Annotated in this window: 3 protein-coding genes; all 3 read right to left on the reverse strand. The window is 70.5% G+C overall.

The features are described from left to right. Window positions 1-7: 7 nt before the first annotated feature. The gene (locus ACFRAL_RS17400) at window positions 8-283 is read right to left on the reverse strand and encodes a hypothetical protein (protein ID WP_375821567.1); all 276 of its coding nucleotides are present in this window, start codon (window positions 281-283) and stop codon (window positions 8-10) included. Window position 284: 1 nt separating this feature from the next. Continuing rightward, window positions 285-833, reverse strand: a complete 549-nt coding sequence (locus tag ACFRAL_RS17405; protein ID WP_376571034.1) for a hypothetical protein — start codon at window positions 831-833, stop codon at window positions 285-287. Then, window positions 830-1,154, reverse strand: a 325-nt coding sequence (locus ACFRAL_RS17410; RefSeq protein ID WP_378885396.1) for a hypothetical protein, incomplete at its 5' end; no start/stop codon positions are given. The genes ACFRAL_RS17410 and ACFRAL_RS17405, both read right to left, overlap by 4 nt.

Below are 1,154 nucleotides of genomic sequence, written 5' to 3' on the forward strand. Positions count from 1 at the left end.
TCCATGTTCAGTGCGAGTACTGCCCGTCGGCGGTGGGGCAGGCCGGGTCGGCACAGGCGCAGTAGGCGCCGGGGGGCTCTTCCTCGGTGGGCACGACGGCCGGCGGGGGGTCGTCGTCGGCCACCTTGCCGCGTAGGGCGGTCAGGAGGTCGGCCTCCGTGGGCACGGGGAGCGGGGTGTCCCGCTGCTCTCGCAGCAGGCGCAGTGCTGCGGTGTACGGGATGCCGCGGGCGGCGGCCAGCTGGCGCGCGGCCTTCTTCTCGCTGGAGCGTTCCTTGGGCATGTCAGTCCTCCACGATGGTCGGTGTGCAGCCGGGTCCGTCGACGGGGCGCGGCTTGCCGAAGCACGGTTCGCCGGCGGGGTGGGTGCAGCCCTTGTCCGCGCGTTCCCGGAGTGCCGCCAGTTCGGCGCGCATGGTGTCGTTGGGGTCGCCGACGTACAGCGCGTACGCGTCGGCCGGCGGTGCCTGGGAGTAGTGCTCATCGGCGCGGCGCTGCCAGATGCTCACCTTCATGGGCCCGTAGTACTGGTGCTGCACGCGGATGTAGCTCACCTGGTGGGTGGCCGCGTGGTACGCCTCCACGAACGGGCCGGGGGCTTCGTCCCAGGATCCCCAGGAGATCATCTCGGGGGGCGTCTGGTCGAAGCGGTAGGCGGCGTAGCAGTAGGGGGCCTGCATGTCGATGCGGGGCATGGTGGCATCGGCCGCGAGCGGCTGCACTTCCATGACCTGGCGGAATCGGTGGCCCTGGCGGAGTCCGAGGTGGTCGGGCTCCTCGGGGCGCCCGCACCCGGGGGCAGAGCAGTGGGGTTCTGTGGGTCGGTCTGTCACGGGAAGTCCACCTCTACGTCGTTTCCCTCGAATGCGATGCTCTGGGTGTTGTAGGCCGATGCGGCGCCGCGCTGGAGGGTGTCTGCGGCGGCCTCGGGTCCGGCGGTGGTCCACGCGCGGATGACTGCGACCATGACGCGTCGCATGCCTTCCAGGGTGGTCGACCGGTGCTCGGTGCGGTTCTTGTAGCCGTTCCAGTTGATCGACGCGGTGACGCTGACCCGGTTGGGTGCGGGGGTGCTGTTCACGCGCTGCCTGAAGCGGGGGATGGTGATCAACCGGTTGTGTGCCGTCTCCAGCTTGCGGAGGTTGCGGGCGGAC

This window comes from Microbacterium sp. NPDC056736 (assembly GCF_042790415.1).
GTDB lineage: Bacteria > Actinomycetota > Actinomycetes > Actinomycetales > Microbacteriaceae > Microbacterium.